The following is a 16,709-nucleotide window of genomic DNA, read 5'->3' as shown; positions in this document are numbered from 1 at the left end:
TCGGTCGTCTCTACTCGGAACGGCGAACCACCCGGTCGATCGCTTCCCGCAGGTTCTGGATCTCCGCCGGATCGAAGGCGAAGACGCGCATGTCGTCCACGGCCTGTCTGCGGAATCCGGGATCCGACAGCAGGTCGGTCAACACCTGGGTGACGGCTGCGGCCCGTTCCTCGGGCGCGGCCGCGAACGCCTGGCGGATCCGGTCCGCTTGGTCCGCGGGTAGCGGTTGGTCGTTGCGGAAACCGGCGTAGGCGAACAAGATGTCCGACTTCTCTATCTGTCGGTCAGCAGTGAAGCCCGGATCGACAACGCCATTGAGCGCGAGGCGGATACCGTCCCATTTGCGTGTCATCCCCTCGGAGGTGTCAGCCTCCGCGCTGAGCCACCGGTGCAGCTGGTCGACGTAGAACTCGCTCTCCGCCCACTGCTGGTCGCTCCAGGTCTGCCACTCCGCTCCGGTGAGCCCGGCGGTGCGACCAAGCCGTTGGGACCAACTCCCCAGCTCGCCGCTGTCCACCAACCGGACGATCCGGTCCGCGGTCACGGCGACCCTGGCGGACTCGTAGACGGCGATAGGCTGCGCTCGCCTGTTCGACGGGTCGTCCAGATCCCGGCCGTAGAGCACGCGCTCGATCGACGACAGCGGGGCGGAACGCGCTTCGGTCTCCGCGAACCTCGTGATGATCGGCCTGCCGGAGCTGTCGTAGAGCTGCGCGCCGCGTGAGTCCACGGCCGCTTCGTGGCTCCCGTAGGCCCATTCCTGCCAGTAGAGGGCCCAGCGGTTGCCCTTGTTGCCGTCGTGCTCCTTGGCTTCCAGGTAGACCGTCGGGGTACCGAGGACGGCGGGCAACTCCATCGCACCGCTCTCCATGCCGATCTGCACGACGTCGTGCTGCTCGGTCAGCCGGTGGAAGAACAACGCCTGCTCGGCGTGGCTGAGGGGTTGTCCCCCGTTGCGGTCCGCGTCCCAGTAACCCACCAGGGTGTCGGCGTCCACGCCGTCGAGCACGCCGTCGCGCCGCCACTGGTCGAGCAGTTCCGGGCGCCGGGCGAACACGTCGTCGCCGAGCAGTACCGGTCGGACGTCCGGGTGGGACTCGCGAAGCGCCTCGATCGTCTGGCGCAGCATCTCCGGTCGGGTGTCCAAGTGGGGGCCGTGCCTGCTGCCGACCGGTTGGTCACGAGAGTCCCGAACCCAGAGCAGTGCGTACTTCTGACGCGTCCGCTCGCCCTGTCCGTCGCGGGGCGGTGTGGCTGCTTCGAGGCGGTCGACAACGTCCTGCGCGCGGCGCTCGCGGTGTTCTCCCCGCTCGCCGGACCCGCGCATCGCGTCGAGCATGTCTTGGCGCGCCTGCTCGGGGTTGTCCCGGATCGCGTCGAGCGTGAGCAGGTGCGCGCGGACCCAGCGGCTGTCGCCGTAAACGCCCTTGTCCTTGCCGTCGTCGTGGACCAATCGGATCCGGCTGGGATCGATGCCGTGGTCGTCGATGAGCCGTTGCCGCATCTTTATCGCGTCGCGCAGCGGTTGCGCCTGCATGTCGACGAGGTCGCGCGTCACCGTGTCCGCGCTTGAATCGGTGCGTGGGAGGCCGTTGCTCTGCCGCCAGTAGGCCGCGGCGTTGGCGTCGTTGGCCTCGATGCCGTCCGGAACCGGGCCCAGGTGCGCGACGTGTGACTGGTGCGCCTCCCAGCGGTAGGTGCCGATCGTGCGGTTGAACTCGTAGGCGATTTCCAGCGTGGTACCCCGGTCGGCCATCAACGCCGCGCTGTGGATGTACAGCTCGCCGCGCTGGTGGGTGTAGACCCGGAGGTTCTTGGAGTCCAAGCCCGTCACCGGCGAAGGGGTCTCGCCCACCTCGGCCATGAAGTCGCGTACGGCCCTGAGCTTCTCCGAGGTTCCGAGATCTCCCTCTTTGAGCCGGTCCACGAACGCGTCATAGCTGTCCGGAGAGCGTCGATCGGCCAGCGCGTCCCACCGCTCGACCATCGCCGGATCTGCCAAGGCGTCGGAGGGCGGCGCGTCGCCGGTGCGTTCCAGCAGCTGGGCTTGCCGAACGCGGGGTTGCTCACCCGAGTCCTGGACTTGCTCGGGTGAGCCGCCGCGCTCGGTGTCCGGTGTGTCGAACTGCTGCCCGTCGAGTTCCGACTTGTCCACCCACCGCCACTCCCGGTGGTCCCAGCGGGCGTCCGGCGGGTTGTCCGACAGCAGCGGGTCGAGGAACCTGCCGGCCAGCATCTCCGCTTCCTTCAGGCTCTTGTGGGCAAGAGCGGGCAGGGTCTTGGCGTATTCCGCGAAGCTGCGGGCCCAGTCCGGGTTCGGCACCTCGAAGCGCTTCGGCACCTGCAGGGCTTCCTGCTGGTCGATCCGCCAGGCGAACTCCCGCCGCAGTTCCGCGTGGGTCTCCCTGGCGTCCCACGGGCTGTTCGTGGCGAGCATGAGGACGTCGGCCAGGTCCTGGGACCGGATCGGCGGGGCACCCGACCTGCACGTGAACTTGTCCCTGCTGATCAGCACGCACTCATCGCATTTGGTTTCCAGCGTTCGGCTGCCGTGGGTGTACATGCCGGACACCTTGTGCGCCAGCGTCTCCTCCAACGAGATGACCCGCAGGTTCGGTGTCGCTCCCTCGGCGCCGGTCGAAAGAGCGCGGTCCGGGAACGGGACCACATCCGGTTCGCGCCACACCGGCCCGGCACCGGACGGATCAGGCCTCGGCCGCGGTGGGGCGAGGTCGACACTGAGGTCCATCATCGGGTCGACGCCGAGGTAGACGGTGTGGGAAAGGCGGACGCCGGTGCCGTTGAGCAGCGACTTCGTCGCACCTCGGACGAACGTCAGGTGGTCACCGAGATCACGCGCCAGAGCGCGCTCGTAGTCGCGGACCATGCTCTCCGGGTCCGCCGTCGTGGTCCTCGTGAAGTCGAGGTCGGTGCTCGATCTACTGCCCGGATAGCGGGCACGCAGCGCTTGCCCACCCTTGAGCACCCAGCCATCGGGGTTGTCCGCGAAGAACCGAGCGAGCGCGCGCCCGATGATGAACTGCTGGATCTCGTCTTTGGGCGTGGTCCCTCGTTGTGCCGCTTCGATTTCAGCATTTCGTTTGAGGTCGGCCGTAAAACGCTCGATCCCCGGAGCCGCATCTGCTGGCGGATTGGACAGGTCGGCCTCTGCCCGTTGTTCCGTATCCGACCGCTCGCTGTTGGGGCTGTCGTGGTGGCGGTCGCCGGGTGGTAGGTCGTGTTCGGGGCGTCCGACGTCGGCGAGGAAGGCGCGGACGTCCGACCTGCCGGACTCGGTGAGCAGCTGGTCGACCAGGCCGCGCCGCTCCGGGGCGCCCGCGGTGTCGTCGCGCAGGCCGAGGTGGTCGACCAGGGCCAAGCCCTCCCGGCGGACGCGGGCGAGGCTGATGGCGTCGGCCGGGGTCAGCTTGCTGTACTGCTCTGCCAGGACCCGCAGTTCCTGGGCGCGGCCCGCGTCCCGGCTGGAGGGGCGGGTGCCGGGTTCGGGGGTGCCCGGGCGCAGCGCGTCGTGGGCGGGGGGTGTTTCGCCGTTCGCGTGGAGTTTGCGTTCGTAGGCGATGGTGCCGAGTTCGTTGGCGACCGCGCGGTCGACGTGCCTGCTGTCCATGTTCCTAGATAGCTCGACGAGGTGCCTGCCGCCCTCGTGGTCGGCGGTGGTGCGGGCCACCATCCGCTCCGGAAGTGGGGCGGAGCGGACGTCGACGGTGTAGGAGCCGTGGGGATCCGTGACGCGGTGGGAGCCGTCCGCGAGCCGTTCGACGCGGGTGTGGTCGAATCCCCCGGCGATCCGCTCGACGGCGGCGCGGCCCTGGTCGGCCAGTCGTTGGGCGTGGGCGTTGCTCGCCTCGGGGACGCCGTGGCCGTGGAAACCCGAGTCCGGGACCGGTGGGACGTGCCGCCGCTCGGGGCGGGGGCGGTGGTCCTGGGTCGTGTCTTCGCCGCGGTGGGCGGCTTGCTGTGGCGCTCGGGTGGGGGTGTTCGTACCCCAGCTCGGGGTGTGGCCGGGCGGGTACGGTCCCTTGTGGACAGTCTGGTCGCCGTCCGGGGAGAAGGTGTGCCACTCGCCGTTGGGGGGCCAGGTGGGCTTGGCGGGCTTGCTGGGGTCGGCGCCGTGTTCGCGGCTGGAGGCGAACATGTTGCCGGTGTGGTCGACCCAGGAGTCGCCGGTCGGTGCGGTGACCTTGGTGCCGAGTTCCCGGGACAGCTGGGCGGCGAACCCGTCGCGGGTGCTGCCGGTGCCGCAGCCGAGGACGGTGACCGGGCCGCCGTCGTAGTCCGGGTTGGCGCGGATGAGGTCGGCCACCTGCCGCGGTGACAACGGGGTGTTGCCGACCCGCATCGCGTCGGCGGAGCCGTGCATGTCGACGAGGAACTGGCCGGGGATCCCCTGGACCCGTCCCGCCGTGTAGACGTCGTTGTTGTGGGCCGACTTCTCGTTGACGAACGGCGAGGCGGCGCCCGGGGCGAACGCGGACATGCCACCCGGGGTCGACCGCAGGTGCGGGCGCAGGGATTCCAGGGTCGGGTCGGCCAGGTGACCGATGCGGTCGCCGAGCGAACCCTCGCGGATCGGGCGGCTTTCCTGGCGGGGCGGGGTGTTCGGCCCGTAGTTCCGGTCGGGGCCGTCGTGGAGTTGCGGGGGCGCGTGCGGCCCGTCGATCCGGGGGTTCGGCTTCGGGGGCGACTGGGTGGCGGTCGAGGTGTCCGTTGTGGACGTGTTCCGGTCGCGGTACAGGTAGTCCGGGTTGGGTACGAACGGGCCGCGCACGAACTTCCTGTCGCCCGGGTCGTACGTCATCTTGTACCAGCCCTTGACGTACTTCCAGTCGATGCCGCCGGGGAAGAGGACCTCCGACTCGCCGCGGTCCTTCTTGCCGGTGCTCGGGTACAGGGTTGCGTCGGAGTAGATACCGCCCGGTGCGGTGATCTCGTAGAGGTACCGGCCGAGCGCGAAGTCCTCGGCGGTCTTGCGGTCGGTCGAGGTGGAGACGAAGGCGTTGGTCTGGCCGTCGGCGTGCTGGGCGATGTCCGGGGTGACACCGTTCGGGTACTTCGAGGCCCACTCCGGGCGGTTCGTGTACGGCGGGAGGAAACCGCTGGCCGCCGCGAGCTCCTCCGGGGACCGGGCGTCGCCGCGGTACAGCGTGTGATCGCGGTGCAACCAGTCGATGATCTTGCGGACGATCACCTTGGCCACGCCGTACTTCGTCGGGTCGACGCCGTGCATCGCCACGGGCGGGCGGTCCGAGTCGCCGCGGTCGATGCCGTACTCGCGGAGCTGGTCGGGGGTGAACGCGGGCCCGGACGGCTGTGTCTCCGGCCGGGTCGACCACGCGTTCTCGGGCGGCCCGGGCCGCCGCGGCGGCGCGCCAGGCCCGGGCGGCGGGTTGCCCTGCCATCCGCCGTTGCCCCGGTGCTGCCCCGGCGGGACACCCGGCCGACCCGGGTGGGGTGCCTGCGGTCCGTGCTGAAGTGGCGGTCGGTGGCCGGGTGGCGGCGCCTGGTGGAAAGGGCGGTTCGGCGGCGGGGCGAAGCCGCCGGGGCGTGTGGGTCCGCCGTGCGGGTTGCCCTGGGGCGCGGGCGGCCTACCTCCCGGCGGGAACCCGCCGTGGGGAGGCGTCTGGCCGGGTGGGCGAACGCCCTGGGGTGGGTTTCCCGGGTGACCGGAGTAGGCGGCGGGCGCTCCCGGGTGCTGTCGGGGCACGTTCGGCGGCCGACCGGGCCCGGCAGCGGGATCACCGGGCAACGTCCCCGGAACACGGCCCGGCGAGGTCCGCGTGCCATCCGGGGTGGCGCCGCCCGGGAAGCCGGGGTGCCCACCGGGAGCGTTCGGCCGGAAGCCCGCCGGCGCGTGCGGACCGGCCTGCACTCCTCCCTGACGTGGTGCCCCACCGGACAGCGCGTCGGCGATGCGGTTGGCCGGGCCGGCCTGAGCGCCAGGCTGATGGGCACCCGGCTGGCCGATGGCGGGCCGGGGCGGGTTCGTCGACGGGCCGGGATCCGCGCCGGTCGGACGGGAACCACCCGGCAGCCCGCCGGCGGCGGTCGGCGGACGAGCGGGACCACCGGGTGGCTGAGCACCAAGCGGACGGGAGCCGGGCGGGGGGAGGGAACCCGGGGTGCCCGCCGACGGGCCGCCAGTGGGCTGGATGCCAGGCGGACGCGAGCCGCCGGGAGCGCCTGCCCCGGTCGCGGGCCGAGAGGCAGGGGTGCCCGTAGTCGGCCCATTGGTCGGCTGTGCACCTGTCGGACTGCTTGGGGTGCCTGCCGCAGACGAGGAGCGGGAAGCGGTGGCACCCGAGGGCGGACCAGCTGCCTGCTGGGCACCATGCGGACGTGAGCCTGGGGTGCCCGTGGACGGGCCACCAGTCGACTGGGTGACTGATGGACGCGAGCCTGCCGGTGCGCCCGCCTGGGCAGTGGGGGGACGAGTGCCGGGAGCACTTGTGAGCGGGCCGCCGGTCGATTGGGTCGCGGGTGCGGGTGAAACCGGGGCACCGGCCGCCGTCGACGGACGGGAGGCCGGAGTACCTGCTGGCGTGCCCGGTGGACGCGAGCCGGCCGGGGCACCTGCCTGCGCACTGAGAGGGCGCGTGCCGGGAGTACCTGCCGACAGGCCGCCGGTCGGCTGGGCGCCGTGCGCACGCGAGCCGGCCTGGGCGCCGGCAGCCGCCGACGGACGGGAGGCCGGGTTGCCTGCTGGTGTGCCGCCTCCCGGAGCGCCCGGCGGACGCGATCCCGCGGGGTTGCCCGCCTGGGCAGTGGAAGGACGCGAGCCCGGGGTGCCCGTTGACGGGCCTGCGGTCGGCTGGGCACCGCGCGAGCCTGCCGGAGCGCCGGCGGCGGTCGAGGGACGCGAAGCAGGCCCGCCGGCCGGTTGAGCGCCGGGTGGGCGTGCACCGGTTGGGGTGCCCGCTTGTGTGGTGGGAGGGCGTGAACCAGCCGTGCCCATGGGTGGGCCGCCGGATGGCTGGGTTCCGGGTGTGCGGCCGGACAGGTCCGGAGGGCGTGCACCGGCAGAGGCGCCTGCTTGCGCGGTCGCCGGGCCCCCGCCGGGGGTGCGAGACGCGGCCGGCGGGCCGGCCTGCTCCGCAGTGCCTGGCACGCGGGGTGCGGAGGTCGGTCGGTTGGTCGGGCCGGTGGGGGTCTGTTGCGGCGTGCCCGTCGCGGTGGGGTTGTTGACCTGGCGGGGAGCGCCCGGAGTGCCCGCCGGGCCACGAGGGGCGGTGTCGGTGCCGCCCGACACCGCCGGTGCGCCGCTTGGTCTTGCCGCGCCCGGGGCGTTCGCCGTCCGTGGTGCGACGCTTGAGTCGGAGGACGCGCGGGGCGCGGTCTTGCCCAGGCCGTCGCCGGAGCGGCCGAGGTTGGACGCGTTCGACCGGTCGGTGTCGCGGGCCGCCTGCGCGGTGTCCTTGACCTTCCGCCCGCTGGTCTCCGCTGATTCCGCCGCCCGCTGGACGCCCTCGCGGGCGGTCTTGATCGCCTCATCCGCCTTGAACATGGCGACTTGGCCGAACACCCCCGCGCTCTGCGACGAGGCGCCGATGTTGAGCTTGCCGCCGACGCCGTCGCGGAGTTGGCCGCCGCGACCGGAGATGCGGTTGCCGATGGCGTCCATGCCATCGGGGTCCATGCCCGTCCCGGATCCGACTCCGGACCCGGGACCGACGGAGCCGCCCGGGGTGGGTGTGCTCGACCCGCCGTGGTGGGTGGTTCCCCCGTGGCTGCCACCGGGGGAATCGCCGTGCCTGCGCATCTGTCGGTCAGTGGGCCAAGCCGGGGTTGACGCCAGGGGTCTGCGGTTGGGTCTGCGGCATCTCGTACGGCTTGACCGCGTCGTAGGCGGTCTTGGCGTAGTCGCCGTAGTCGGAGAACTTCTCCAGGCCCTTCATCAGGCCGGACATCTTCTTCGACAGCTCGCCGATCCTTTTGCCGAATCGCTCCATCGCCTCAAGCAGCTTCTTCAGCCGCCCGGCGATCTTGGTGGACAGCCTGATCGCCTTGCCCATGGCATAACCCGCATAGGTGGCGACCGAGCTGCCGAGGGTCACCGTGGCCGACGCGGCGGCGATGATCGCGCCTGTGACCAGGTCGCCGATCAGGTCGGAGATCCAGTCGAAGACCATGGCGCGCAGCTCGCAGACCAGCGCGCCGGACAACGCGTAGATCGCGGCCGTGCCGTCCATCGTCTTGCCGAGCGCCTCGTACTGCGCCGCCATCTGTTCCTGCGACGCCCGGAACGCCTCGTTCGACTCGCCGGACCAGGAGCCGCCCATCGCCTGAACGTCGTCCCGGTGTTCTTGGGCGACCATCTTCATCTCAAGGGCGGCGGACTTGAGCTGGTCGGTGTTCGCGTTGATCTCGTCCGGGTTGCCGAGCAGGGCGTCGAGGGGCTCGCGGAGGAAGCTGATGTGCTCCAACAGCCAGCCGACACCGGCCGAGATGACCGAGCTGAGGGGGTCGGCGGCCGAGCCGACCACGTCGACGACCATCCCGGCGCCCCCGATGGCGGCGTCGATGACGTCGACGCCCTCACCCTCGGACTCACCGGTCAACGTGTCGACGAACCCGGCGACGCTCTCCACGGCGCCCGCGCCCTCGTACCACTCGGTCACGCTCTGCTCCCCCACTGCCGTTCCCCCTGAACGGCCATCGGCCAGAGCCTTGCACACCGGCACCGGGCGCGGGTCCGGAATGGCCGGGTTCGCCGCGTCAGAACGCGGGCCACGGGATGGGGCGGCCGTCCTCGTCGGGTTCGGGGAAGACCGGGGCGGCGAGCAGGGCCTGGGTGCGGGAGCGCAGGGCGGCGATCTCGGTCAGGGTGATGTGCGGGGCCAGTTCCTCGGGCAGGTCGTCCCCGCGTAACGCGGCCGACAGGGTGTGCAGGGCGTCGACCGCCTCGTCCGGCAGCGCCTCCCCCGCCCAGCCCCACAGCACCGTGCGCAGCTTCGGCTCCTGGTGCAGGCAGATGCCGTGGTCGACGCCGTAGACGCCGCCGTCGGTGCCGTGCAGGACGTGCCCGCCCTTGCGGTCGGCGTTGTTCAGCACGACGTCGAGGGCGGCCATCAGCGCGACCGGGGCGGCGTTCGAGTGGGCCAGGACGGCCGGGTCGCCGTAGCGGTCCAGGGCGCGCAGCACCGGGCGCCAGCCCTGGGGCAGCTCGTCCGGTGCCAGGACGTCGACCAGGTCGTCGCCCTCCTTGGTGTCCACCCACAGCTGCGCCATCCCCGGCCCGAAGGGGCCCTGGCGCAGCACCGTCGGCGGGATGACCGCCAGCCCGGCCGCCCGCGACACCAGGTACGCGGCCACCTCGCGGCCCGCCAGCGTGCCGTCGGGGAAGTCCCACAGCGGGCGCTCGCCGCGGATCGGCTTGTACACGCACTTGGCCTCGACGCCCTCGGCCTCGATGGCGCAGAACAGGGTCGCGTTGGACGCGTCGACCAGCCTGCCCTCGATGTCCAGGGTGCCGTGGCGCAGGAACTCCCCGGCGTCGGGGTCGGTGGGCAGCACGGCGGGTCAGTCCTCTTCGCTGCGGCGGTACCCGTTCTGCCGCGGGCACACGTGCCCCTCCGGGTCCAGTGGTTCCCCGCACAGCGGGCACGGCTTGCGGCCCGCGTTGACCACCCGGTCGGCGCGCTCGGCGAAGGCGCGGGCCTCGGTCGGGGACAGGAACACCCGCACCGCGTCCGGGCCGTCCTCGGTGTCGTCGAGCACCACCGACTCGTCGACCTCGCCCTCGGTGGCGGCGAGCAGCTCGATGACCACCGCGCGGGTCTCGGCGTCCCAGCCCAGGCCCATGGTGCCCACCCGGAACTCCTCCTCGACCGGCACCTGGAGCGGCTCGGCGTCGACGTCGTCGTCCTCGACCCGGTCGTCGACCTCGGCGCCGAAGCGGCGGTGGACCTCCTCCAGCAGCGACCCGATGCGCTCGGCGAGCACCGCGACCTGCTGCTTCTCGATGGTCACGCTGACCGTGCGGGCGCTCTCGACGGCCTGCAGGTAGAACGTGCGGTCGCCGGGCTGCCCGACCGTTCCGGCTATGAAGCGGTCGGGCTGACGGAAGACGTGGATGACACGGGCCATGGCACCTCCGACCTTATGGGACATCGTCGGGACGGGCAGGCCGTACCCGCCGGTGTCGCCGCACACCTAAACCGTATCGGGCGATCGGACGGGACTCGGTAGGGTCCTGCCTGTGGTGAAGATCGCTCCATACGGTACGTGGGTTTCCCCGCTCGGCGCCGCCGACGTGGCCCGCGCCGACAGCAGGCCGCGCTGGGTGCGCGCGCACGGTCCGGACACGTTCTGGGTCGAGGACCGACCCGCCGACGGGGGCCGCGTGACCCTGGTGCGCCACGACGGCGCGCGGGTCCGCGAGCTGACCCCGGCGCCGTGGAACGTCCGCAACCGGGTGCACGAGTACGGCGGTCTGCCGTACCTGGTCATGTCCGGCCGCGTCGTGTTCACCCACTGGGTCGACCAGCGGCTCTACCTCACCGACCTCGACGGCGCCGAGCCCCGACCGATCACCCCGGAGCCGAATGAGCCCCAGGGGCTGCGGTACACCGACCTGGTGGCGGGCCCGGACGGCACCGAGGTGTGGTGCGTGCGGGAGGACCACGACAACTTCCGCGAACTGGTCGCCGTGCCCCTCGACGGCGGCGAGCCGCGGGTGCTGGGCCGCACCCACCACTTCATGTCCGGCCCGAAGCCGAGCCCCGACGGCCGTCACGTGGCGTGGCTGGGCTGGGAGCACCCGGCGATGCCGTGGGACGGCACCGAGCTGTGCGTGGCCGCGGTCACCGCCGACGGGACGCTGGGCGCGCACCGGGTGGTGGCGGGTGGGCCGCGTGAGTCGGTGTGCCAGGTGGAGTGGGAGTCGGCGGACGCCCTGCTGGTGCTGACCGACCCGGACGGCTGGTGGAACCTGCGTCGTATCGGTGTGGACGGTGCCGCGGCGACGCTGGCGCCCGGCGAGTACGAGCTGGGCGGCCCGCTGTGGCAGCTGGGCTACCGGTGGTTCGCGCCGCTGGGCCGGGGCCGGTACGCGGTGCTGCGCGACGACCGGCTGGCGGTGCTCGACGAGCGCAGCGGCACGGTCACCGACGTGGAGACCGACCTGCCGCTGTGGACGCACTTCGACGCGACCCCCGACGGCGTGGTGGTCGGCGCGGCCGGTGGACCGCGCGAGGGGTGGCGGCCGGTGCGGCTGGACCTGTCCACAGGGGAGCTGGTCGACCTGGCCGGGGCCGAGGAGTCGGCGTACGCCGAGTACCTGCCCGAGCCGGTGGCGCGGTCGTTCGACAGCCCGGACGGGTACCGGGTGCCCGCGTACGCGTACCCGCCGACCAACCCGGACTTCGCGGCGCCGGACGGGGAGCTGCCGCCGTACGTGGTGTACCCGCACAGCGGCCCGACCTCGCGGGTCACCCCCGCGCGCAACCTGGACATCGCGTACTTCACCAGCCGCGGCATCGGGGTCGTCGAGGTCGACTACGCCGGGTCCACCGGCTACGGGCGCGCGTTCCGCGAGTTGCTCAACGGCGCCTGGGGCGTCGCCGACGTCCGCGACTGCGCCACCGTCGCCCGGGCCCTGGTCGCCGAGGGCACCGCGGACCCGCGCCGGTTGGCGATCCGGGGCGGGAGCGCGGGCGGGTGGACCGCGGCGGCGGCGATCACCACGGTGGACGTGTTCGCGTGCGCCGCGATCAGCTTCCCGATCCTGGACCTGTCCCCGTGGGCCGAGGGCGGCGTCGACAGCCACGACTTCGAGTCCCGCTACGTCGAGGGCCTGGTCGGGAGCCTGCCGGAGCACCGCGAGCGGTACCTGGCGCTCTCGCCGATCAACCACGTCGACACCCTCGCCGGTCCGGTACTGCTGCTACAGGGCCTGGACGACCCGGTGTGCCCGCCCGCGCAGGCCAACCGGTTCGTCGCGGCGCTCGACGGCACCGGTGTGCCGCACGCGTACCTGACGTTCGAGGGCGAGAGCCACGGCTTCCGGCGCGCGGAGACCATCGTCACGGCCCACGAGGCGGAGCTGTCGTTCTACGGTCAGGTCTTCGGCTTCGACACCGACGCCCCGACCCTGGAGCTGCACCGATGAACCGCACCCACCCCGCCCGCCTGCGCCCGGGCTCGACGGTGGCGCTGGTCGCCCCGGCCGGGCCGGTGGACCCGGACCAGCTGGCCCGGGGCGTCGCGGTGCTCCAGTCGTGGGACCTGGTGGTGAAGGTCGGCGACCACGTCCTCGACCGCCACCCGAAGCTGCCGTACCTGGCGGGCGCCGACACCACCCGGGCCGCGGACTTCCAGAAGGCGTGGACCGACCCCGAGGTCGAGGCGGTCCTGTGCGCGCGGGGCGGCTACGGCTCCCAGCGCCTGGTCGACCTGCTGGACTGGGACGAGCTGGCCGCGGCGGGTCCCAAGGTGTTCGTCGGCTCCAGCGACACGACCGTCCTGCACGCCGCCCTCGGCGAGCGCCTGGACCTGGTGACCCTGTTCGGCCCGATGATGGCGGGCACCCTGTTCGACGAGGAGGCCCAACGCCACCTCCAGGACACCCTGTTCTACCCGGAGAGCGTGAAACGCCTCATCGGCCCCAAAACCGCGACGGCGGGCCACGGCCTGGCCCGAGGCCGCACGGTGGGCGGCAACCTCTCCCTGATCTCCACAACCCTGGGCGCCGCGGACTTCTACCCGCCGCCGGACGGGGCGATCCTGCTGCTCGAGGACGTTGGGGAGTCGCCGTACCGGGTGGACCGGATGCTGACGCAGCTGCTGCGGGCGGGCTGGTTCACCGGGGTGTCGGGGATCGCGCTGGGGTCGTGGTCGGGGTGCGGGGACCTGTCGGAGATCTACGGGGTGACGGAGGACCTGCTCGGGGGGCTCGGCATCCCGATGGTCTGGGAACTAGGCTTCGGCCACTGCCCGGGCCAACTCACGATCCCCCTGGGCGCCGACGCCACCCTCGACGCCGACGACGGCACGCTGATCATGACGGAACCGGTGCTCTCCTAGCACCGCCCGTGGGCCGCGCGATCCCACCGGAAACCGCGCGGCCCAGGTGAAACCCAAGCTCCCGAAAACCCGCGCAGCACGGACAACGCGACTCTTCGTGTATCCGTTCCGGCACGGTTTCCCACGTAAACCTGCCTTGACCACACGTGCCTCGGCTCGGGGATCGCTGGTTGGCTGCGCGGGTCCGGTGGACCTCAGTCGACGGCATCACCGTGTCCGTCGTGGACCGGAGGTGATAGCGGCAGGAGCGGTTCGCGCCAGGCTCCGGGTGGAGGCTGGCGGTCAGCGCCACGTGGGGTATTCGCGGCGGTCAGGGTGAGGAAGCGGTCGACTGCGACTCTTGCTTCCGCTCTGGGGTCGGACGGGGGTGTTTCGCCTAGTAGGGCGCGGATTTGGTGGTCTTGGATCACCAGGCCGTAGAGGAGTCGGAAGGCGTCCGGGGTTCGGGATGCCGTTGGCGGCCAGGTAGGACTCGACCAGAGGGCCCGTTGTGTGTCGGCCGTGTTGGAGTACCAATTCTGCGAGTTCGGGGGCGGCCATCGCGGCTCGGTTGATTGCCGGGGACGGGGGGCTCACCAGCAGGCCCAGCAGGTTCTCGGCGATGGTGATCAGTTGGTCGCGGAACGGGGCGGGGGTCGCGAGGGCGGTGGTCACGGCCGCGGTGACGGTGTCGGCTTGGCGGCGGATCAGGTCGGCGAGCAGACCGGTGCGGTTGCCGAACCAGGCGTAGAGGCTCGACGACCGCGCCTTTGTCGCCTCGATGCGCGGCATCAACGCCGTCGTCCGCAACGTTGCCTTCGCGCCGAGTTTCTTCGGGGCGCTGGTGCTCACCGCCGTGGCCTTGGCACTGCACACCCGCCGACCGGTGCGGCGGGTGCTGGTGTGGGCGGTCGCGGCGCTCGTCCTCTACGCCGCCGCCTTCGCGCTGACGATGGCGGTCAGCGTGCCGCTCAACGAGTGGCTGGCCGCCGCGGGCGTACGCGGACCCGGCCGCGGTGCGCGCGCAGTACGAGGGACCGTGGGTGGCCTGGAACATCGTGCGGACGATCCTGTCGACGCTCGCGGTGGTGTGCTTGGTGGCGGCGGTGGCCGCGCGTGCCCGGATCAGGGCCCCTCGAGCGGTCTGATCTCCTTGCGCAGGCCGCGGCCCTGGGTGCGGCCGACGACGGCGAGCGCGACCGCCAAACCCAGGGCGATGAACCGGGAGGCAACCTCGGCTTCACTCGTCGACAGGCCCATCGAATACACCACCGGTATGCGCGCGATCGCGTCAACGAGGAACAAGGTCGCGCAGACCGCGGTCATTGTGCGCGCTTTCCTCCGCAGCACCGGATTCCGCCGCCAAGCCGCGTCCCAAAGGGACGGTTTGCCGAGGAAGCGGCGGGCCAGGTGGTACGCCACCGGGCGGCCGAACAGCAGTGAACAGTAGCAACCCACCGCGAAGGCGGCGGTGAAGGCGGAATCCTTGGCGATCGCCACGCGCGGGTCGCCGACCAGCAGTGCGGCGATCACGGCCGCGGCGAACAGGAGCAGGATGAAGGCCGCGAGGCCGTCCAGGCGCTTGGTGTGGATCGCGGTGAAGAGCACGCGGAGCAGGGACGTGGAGCCCGCCGCGGCGATGGCGATGAGGTCGGACACGCCCAACAGGTGCAGGGCCAGGTAGACGCCCGCGGGCAGGACGACGTCGATCAGCAGGAGTGGCAGCATGGCGCGGCCGGTCGCGGGACGCGTTTCGACGGAATGACGGAGTTCTCCGTTGTCCGATATAGACATTTATCCCCCAGGTTGATGTCTAGTTCGAGCGGGATACCTTTCGTGTCAACGGCGTGACGTTGTCCGATTCGGACGGCCAGGTCAGCGAGCAGGCACGGAGATCGGCCACCACCGAGTCGAGCCAGTCCGCCTCGGCGTTGTCCAGCGCCCGCGCGTGTTCGAGTTCCAGCAGCGCCAACCGGTCCAGGTGCGGACGAACGAGCGCGATCTGCGTGTCGACGTCGGCGATCCGGCCGCGTAGCGCCACGACGCGCGACTGGAGCGCGCGCAGCGCGGACTCGACGGGCAGGTGGGCGAGGAAGGAGACCGCGGCGGTGAACACCGGTCGTTCGGTGCGCGGTGTGGAGAGCAGGTCGAGCAGCCGGAGTTCGAGGCGTTCGCGGCCGCTGTCGGTGATCCGGTACGTGGTCCGCTCGGGCCTGCCCTCGTCCTTGGTCGTCTCGGCCTGCTCCACGTTACCGGCCCGCAGGAGCCGGTCGACGGCGTGGTACAGGCTGCGCGGCAGGCCGGTGACGAAGTCCTTGCGGCGCTCCTTGATCAGCCGCTGCATCTCGTAGGGGTGTCGTGGCTGTTCCGCCAGCAGCGCCAGCACCGCCAACGCCACGACGTCCCGGTCGCCGAGCCGTTCCCTGGCCATCCCACCCCCGCCAACTAGTGCGTCACGCATCAAGCACTTTGCACTATAGCGGATCGCCGCACGGTGCGGCGGCGGTCAGGGTTCGAGCTGCTCGGGGATGGAGTCGCGGGCGCCGGTGGGGTGCTGGGTGCGGCCCTGCTCGTCGTAGATCTTGACCCAGTCGACGGTCGGGAACTGCTTGAGCGTGGGCGTGATCTGCCCCGCGACGGTGATCACCGCGGAGCCGTCGGAGCTGATCGGGCCGAGCAGCCGCACGTGCGCGACGCGGTCGATGTCGACGCGGAGATCGGCGAAGCCCGTGACGTGGCTGCTGACGAACCGCAGACGCCTAGCGCGTTCGGACTCCCCTGGGCCGTCGAACAACGCCCGCAGCGCGGCGTTCGCGACGGCGGGCTTGTCCAACCTGCGCTCCACCGCGGTGACCGGCGGGTCGGTGTTGTCGTCCACCTTGTGGTCGTCGCAGAAGAAGACTTCGCCGCAGTACCAAGGATTCCGGCCCTCCTGGGCGATGTCGACGACCACCCGCGCGCCGTCGAGGGCGAAGGCCCGGAACGGCACCGGGTCGGTCGAGCCGCCGACCGCGATACCGAAGCTGACGTGTCCCTCGAAGTCCCCAGCCAGCTTGACCTGCCGGACCCTCGCCAACCCGGGCCGGAGGTCGCGGTCACCGGCGGGGATCGTCGACGCCCCACCCTCGTGCGCGGCGGCCCACCGCAGCGACACCAGCAGCTTCAGCCCTGGCACCATCGGCAGCGGCGTGCCCTTCGGGTCCTCGATCACCTCCGGCACGTAGCCGACGGAGAACCCGGGCGCGGAGGTGTTGTCGCGGAAGTCGAACACCACGCGGTCGAACCCCTCGTCGGGGTGGGCACCGGTGCGGACGTCAACCAACACGGCCACGGGGCTGTTGGTCGGCGGCAGGTCGTGCTCGACGGTCGAGGTGCACGGGAGGTTCGGCATGGTCTGCGCTCCTTCTCGCCTGCATCCGATGGTCGAACCGCAGCACACCCCAGCGGCAGTGCCGAAAGGTGCACGGTTCGTCGTCGGAAGGCCCTGGGACGCCACGCGTGTCGCGGAACGCGCGGGCGATCGGCGGCGTGGCGTTGAGCGCGTCGGGCCCGTGCCTGCGGGCGACGACCGCGTTGAACAGCAACCACAGCGCCCACGCGAGCAGACCCGTGGTGGGCACGACGGCGATGGCGGCGACAACCGTGAGGGTCATCCCCGGCTCCCTCTGCGCAGGGCCAGCTCGGCGAGG

The 16,709-nt window shown here is 71.9% G+C and carries 11 protein-coding genes and 1 pseudogene; 3 read left to right on the top strand and 9 right to left on the bottom strand.

Annotation, left to right across the window (positions count from 1 at the left end):
• Positions 1-10 precede the first annotated feature (10 nt).
• The 4 genes from CLV40_RS24540 to CLV40_RS24525 form a co-directional block, all read right to left on the bottom strand.
• Positions 11-5,248 (bottom strand): nucleotidyl transferase AbiEii/AbiGii toxin family protein, encoded by a 5,238-nt coding sequence (locus CLV40_RS24540; protein WP_245931544.1) that lies wholly within the window; start codon positions 5,246-5,248, stop codon positions 11-13.
• 2,536 nt (positions 5,249-7,784) lie between these two features.
• Positions 7,785-8,636, bottom strand: a complete 852-nt coding sequence (locus tag CLV40_RS24535; RefSeq protein WP_146108225.1) for a WXG100 family type VII secretion target — start codon at positions 8,634-8,636, stop codon at positions 7,785-7,787.
• Between the two features lie 97 nt (positions 8,637-8,733).
• Positions 8,734-9,531, bottom strand: a complete 798-nt coding sequence (locus CLV40_RS24530) for an SCO1664 family protein (protein WP_104481348.1) — start codon at positions 9,529-9,531, stop codon at positions 8,734-8,736.
• Positions 9,532-9,537: 6 nt separating this feature from the next.
• Positions 9,538-10,104 (bottom strand): DUF3090 domain-containing protein, encoded by a 567-nt coding sequence (locus CLV40_RS24525; RefSeq protein WP_104481347.1) that lies wholly within the window; start codon positions 10,102-10,104, stop codon positions 9,538-9,540.
• Between the two features lie 112 nt (positions 10,105-10,216).
• On the opposite strand from CLV40_RS24525, the gene CLV40_RS24520 reads away from it, so the two are divergent.
• Together CLV40_RS24520 and CLV40_RS24515 are read left to right on the top strand one after the other, a co-directional pair.
• Positions 10,217-12,127 carry a S9 family peptidase gene (locus CLV40_RS24520; protein ID WP_104481346.1) on the top strand — a complete coding sequence of 637 codons (1,911 nt, stop codon included), beginning with the start codon at positions 10,217-10,219 and terminating at the stop codon, positions 12,125-12,127.
• On the top strand, positions 12,124-13,041 hold the full coding sequence (locus CLV40_RS24515; protein WP_104481345.1) for a S66 peptidase family protein: 918 nt from the start codon (positions 12,124-12,126) through the stop codon (positions 13,039-13,041). The genes CLV40_RS24520 and CLV40_RS24515 overlap by 4 nt, the downstream gene beginning before the upstream one ends.
• A gap of 282 nt (positions 13,042-13,323) precedes the next feature.
• Here the strand turns inward: CLV40_RS24515 and CLV40_RS37430 are convergent, their stop codons facing one another.
• Complete coding sequence (locus tag CLV40_RS37430; RefSeq protein WP_146108224.1) at positions 13,324-13,872, bottom strand: hypothetical protein; 549 nt, start codon at positions 13,870-13,872, stop codon at positions 13,324-13,326.
• Here CLV40_RS37430 and CLV40_RS40880 point away from each other — a divergent pair.
• Positions 13,802-13,984: pseudogene (locus tag CLV40_RS40880) on the top strand (DUF1772 domain-containing protein); the annotation flags it as partial. The gene CLV40_RS37430 and the pseudogene CLV40_RS40880 overlap by 71 nt on opposite strands.
• A 161-nt stretch (positions 13,985-14,145) precedes the next feature.
• On the opposite strand, the gene CLV40_RS39780 reads toward CLV40_RS40880, so the two are convergent.
• The 4 genes from CLV40_RS39780 to CLV40_RS37425 form a co-directional block, all read right to left on the bottom strand.
• Positions 14,146-14,748 (bottom strand): VC0807 family protein, encoded by a 603-nt coding sequence (locus CLV40_RS39780; protein ID WP_104481344.1) that lies wholly within the window; start codon positions 14,746-14,748, stop codon positions 14,146-14,148.
• 85 nt (positions 14,749-14,833) lie between these two features.
• On the bottom strand, positions 14,834-15,451 hold the full coding sequence (locus CLV40_RS24505; RefSeq protein ID WP_181043710.1) for a PadR family transcriptional regulator: 618 nt from the start codon (positions 15,449-15,451) through the stop codon (positions 14,834-14,836).
• Between the two features lie 75 nt (positions 15,452-15,526).
• Entirely contained in the window at positions 15,527-16,411 is an 885-nt protein-coding gene (locus CLV40_RS24500) for a GerMN domain-containing protein (protein ID WP_104481342.1), read from the bottom strand.
• Positions 16,335-16,673 (bottom strand): hypothetical protein, encoded by a 339-nt coding sequence (locus tag CLV40_RS37425; RefSeq protein WP_146108223.1) that lies wholly within the window; start codon positions 16,671-16,673, stop codon positions 16,335-16,337. Before CLV40_RS37425 ends, CLV40_RS24500 begins: the two co-directional genes overlap by 77 nt.
• Positions 16,674-16,709 lie beyond the last annotated feature (36 nt).

Origin of the sequence: Actinokineospora auranticolor (assembly GCF_002934265.1) — a bacterium.
GTDB lineage: Bacteria > Actinomycetota > Actinomycetes > Mycobacteriales > Pseudonocardiaceae > Actinokineospora > Actinokineospora auranticolor.
This window is presented reverse-complemented; position numbering and strand designations above follow the sequence as displayed.

Bases quoted from the DNA above. Each gene is read 5' to 3' on its own strand.
- CLV40_RS24540 (WP_245931544.1), bottom strand. From the start codon at position 5,248: ATGCACGGCGTCGACCCGACGAAGTACGGCGTGGCCAAGGTGATCGTC.
- CLV40_RS24525 (WP_104481347.1), bottom strand. From the start codon at position 10,104: ATGGCCCGTGTCATCCACGTCTTCCGTCAGCCCGACCGCTTCATAGCC.
- CLV40_RS24515 (WP_104481345.1), top strand. From the start codon at position 12,124: ATGAACCGCACCCACCCCGCCCGCCTGCGCCCGGGCTCGACGGTGGCG.
- CLV40_RS39780 (WP_104481344.1), bottom strand. From the start codon at position 14,748: ATGCTGCCACTCCTGCTGATCGACGTCGTCCTGCCCGCGGGCGTCTAC.
- CLV40_RS24505 (WP_181043710.1), bottom strand. From the start codon at position 15,451: ATGGCCAGGGAACGGCTCGGCGACCGGGACGTCGTGGCGTTGGCGGTG.
- CLV40_RS24500 (WP_104481342.1), bottom strand. From the start codon at position 16,411: ATGCCGAACCTCCCGTGCACCTCGACCGTCGAGCACGACCTGCCGCCG.
- CLV40_RS37425 (WP_146108223.1), bottom strand. From the start codon at position 16,673: ATGACCCTCACGGTTGTCGCCGCCATCGCCGTCGTGCCCACCACGGGT.